Here is a 2,995-nt window from a genome sequence, read left to right as displayed (position 1 = left end):
AACCAGTCGTTCAGCGCGCGCAGCTGACCGAGGTCATGCCGTCCGCTCCTGTCGACGAGCGCATACTCGTACACCCAGCCCACGCCGGTCGCGTCCGGACCGAGCGAGACCGTCGCACCTTGCGGCAGGCGGCTTTGCACCTGATTCAGGTACTCGAGCACGCGCGAACGTGCCCAATACTGGTCGGTCTTGTCGTCGAACAGCACATAGACGAACGCATCGCCGAACGACGAGTACGCACGGATGGTCTTCGCCCCCGGCACGCCGAGCAGCGTCGTCGTGAGCGGGTACGTCACCTGGTCCTCGATGACCTGCGGCGCCTTGCCCGGATACGACGCTTTGATGATGACCTGCGTGTCGGACAGGTCGGGCAGTGCATCGAGCGGTGTCTCGGCGACCGAGTACAGGCCCCAACCCGTTACGAGCACGGTCGCGAGCAACACCAGGAAGCGGTTGTGGATGGACCAGCGGATGAGCCGGGCAATCATTGCGCGCCTCCGACCGGTTCGACCTTCGTCAGTTGGTAGCCTTCATCCGACTGCTTGAAGACGAAGTGCACCATCTGTCCGGCCTTGATGTCGGGGAATGCGCTCGGCGCCGGCTTGTTGAACGCCATCGTCATCGCACCCCAACCGAGCGCCGGCACGGGTTGATGAGAGAACGTAATGTCTGCGGCGGTCACTTTCTCGACCTTGCCGGTGGTCTCATAGGTCTGCGCAGTGGCGACAGGCGCGGACGCCGGCGCGGTTGCGCTTGCCCCTGAGCCACCTTCCAGCCGCGGCAACACGGACTTCAGGCTCGCTTCGGAATCGATCAGGAATTGGCCGGAAGCGACGACCGTGTCGCCATCGTTCAGGCCGCTCAACACCTCGGTTTCGCTGCCAATGTCATTGCCAACGGTCACTGTCGCCGGCTGAAGGCGCCCGTCACCGTTCTTCACGATGACGACCGAGCGTTTGCCGGTCGTGATGACCGCTTCGGACGGCACCAGCAGTCTCGACACAGCCTTCTGACCGGCAACGCGCACGCGCATCAGCATGCCCGGCGTCAGCTTGAGCGAGGCGTTGTCGATTTCGAGGCGCGCCTGCAGCGTGCGGCTGGTGGTGCTGATGCCCGGCAGGATCTCGCGAATGCGCCCGGCGAAATGTTGTGCCGGATCACCGGCGAACGTCGCGTCGACCGTCATGCCGGGCTGTACGCTCAGCGCGAGCGCCTCGGGAATCTCGACGATGAGCCAGAGCTTCGACAGGCCGGCAATCTTCGCGAGCGTCTGCCCGGGCGCGACCATCGCGCCGTCACGGACGTTCAGTTCGCTAACGACGCCAGCCTCGGGCGACGTCAGTACGACGTGTGTCTGGGCCCTCCCGGTTCGGTCGAGGCTCGCGATGATGCCGTCCGGAATCGACATCGCGCGCATCCTCGCACGCGACGCTTCGAGGAGGCTGGCATCCATGCCGCCGCGCTTGAGCGCAAGATATTCTTCCTGCGGCGCGAGCCAGTCCGGAACGAACAACGACGCAATCGGCGCACCTTTCGCGATGCGTTGCATCGGCGCACTGGCATACAACCGGTCGATGTAGCCTGTAACGCGCGACTGCACGACATCCGAGCGCGACTCGTCGAATTGCGTTGTGCCGACCGCGTCGAATCCCCCCGTCGTTTCCTGCCGGCGCACGGTCGCATAGCGAATTCCGAGGTTCTGTTGGAGGCCCGGGTCGATCTTGATGCCGGAAGAGCCGCCACCGTCGTCCGCATAGACAGGCTCCAGTTGCATGTTCATGAAAGGCGACTTGCCGGGCTTGTCGAAATGCTGGTTCGGCACCATCGGGTCGTGCCAGTACAGCACCTTCCTGCCGGTCTTCGGGTCAATCTTTTCGCCTGACGAAGCCGTTACCGTCGAGGCCGCGGCCGCGGGCGTTGCTGCATGGCGTGTGCCCGCAAAATAGCCAGCTGCGAGCAAGGCCGCGCCGGCGAATACAGTCAGCACCGCGCGCACCAGTGGTTTTTGGGTCATATCGTTCTCCTTCACTGCGCAGCAGCCATCGTGGACGGCACCACTTGATATTCGAGCTGGGCCCAGGTCTGGGACACTTCGCGCTTGAGGTCGAGCACCTGCAGTTCGGCCTCGAGCTGCGCGCGGCGAGCCGCGAACGTGTCCGCGAGCGAGCCGCTTCCCGCGCGATAGGCGGCGTTGGCGAGTTGCACGCGCTGGTCCGCAGCGGGCAGCAATGACTGACTCAAATTGGCGATGCGTTCGCGTCCGCTCGCCAGCGTGGCCGATTGCGTGCGAATGTCGGCCTGAACCTGTCGCAGCGCGTCCTCGTACATCAACCGCGCCTTCGTGGCGAGCTCGGCTTTCTCCGCGACGTCGCGGTTCTGGCGATTTTTCCGATTCAATGGCAACGGAATGGTGACGCCGATCGACACCATGTTCGAGTACGCACCGCCGCGTTGCTGATATGCGACCTCCCAAGTCCAGTTCGGGCTGCGCTCGCTGTTGGCGACTGCCGTATCGGCTTCGGCGACCGAAATGTCGTCCGCGGCAGCCACGAGCGTTGGCTGCGACAGGCGCAGTTCGTCGGGAGGGAGCGACGATACGAACGACTCGGGCGCCGGCGGTTCGCCAGTCACCTCGGAAACGGGAGCGGCCGTCCAGCGCGACAGCCCAATGAGCGCTGTTTGATAAGTCTGTTGCGCCTTGAGCACCTGATCCTGAGTCTGCGCAAGCATCGCCTGCGCTTGCACCACATCAGACGCGCCGGCCTTGGCGCCGCGATATGACGCCTTCGTCGCAGCCAGCTCGTGATGCATGTGGTCGAGCAGCGCCTGTTGCAGGGCGAGCGCCTGTTTCGCGTACACGGCGTTCAGCCAGGCCGTGGCGGTTTGCTGCCGCACGTTCGCGAGTTGCACGAGGTAGCCGGCGCGCTCGCGCCCGACCATTCGGTCGGCGAGCGCCGAGCGCAGCCGCCGCTTGTCGCCGGAGACCCATTCCTGC

General features: G+C 64.7%; 3 protein-coding genes. All 3 read right to left on the bottom strand.

Going from position 1 to position 2,995, the window contains the following annotated elements; genetic code table 11:
* A partial coding sequence (locus tag KH616_RS23605; RefSeq protein ID WP_292253421.1) for an efflux RND transporter permease subunit occupies positions 1-488 on the bottom strand: 488 nt, incomplete at its 3' end.
* A complete protein-coding gene (locus KH616_RS23600) occupies positions 485-2,014 on the bottom strand; it encodes an efflux RND transporter periplasmic adaptor subunit (protein ID WP_012211076.1) in 1,530 nt (509 codons plus the stop codon). The genes KH616_RS23600 and KH616_RS23605, both read right to left, overlap by 4 nt.
* Positions 2,015-2,025: 11 nt before the next feature.
* Positions 2,026-2,995, bottom strand: a 970-nt coding sequence (locus KH616_RS23595; protein ID WP_292253419.1) for a TolC family protein, incomplete at its 5' end; no start/stop codon positions are given.

It is taken from the genome of Burkholderia sp. (assembly GCF_018375725.1).
GTDB lineage: Bacteria > Pseudomonadota > Gammaproteobacteria > Burkholderiales > Burkholderiaceae > Burkholderia.
This window is presented reverse-complemented; position numbering and strand designations above follow the sequence as displayed.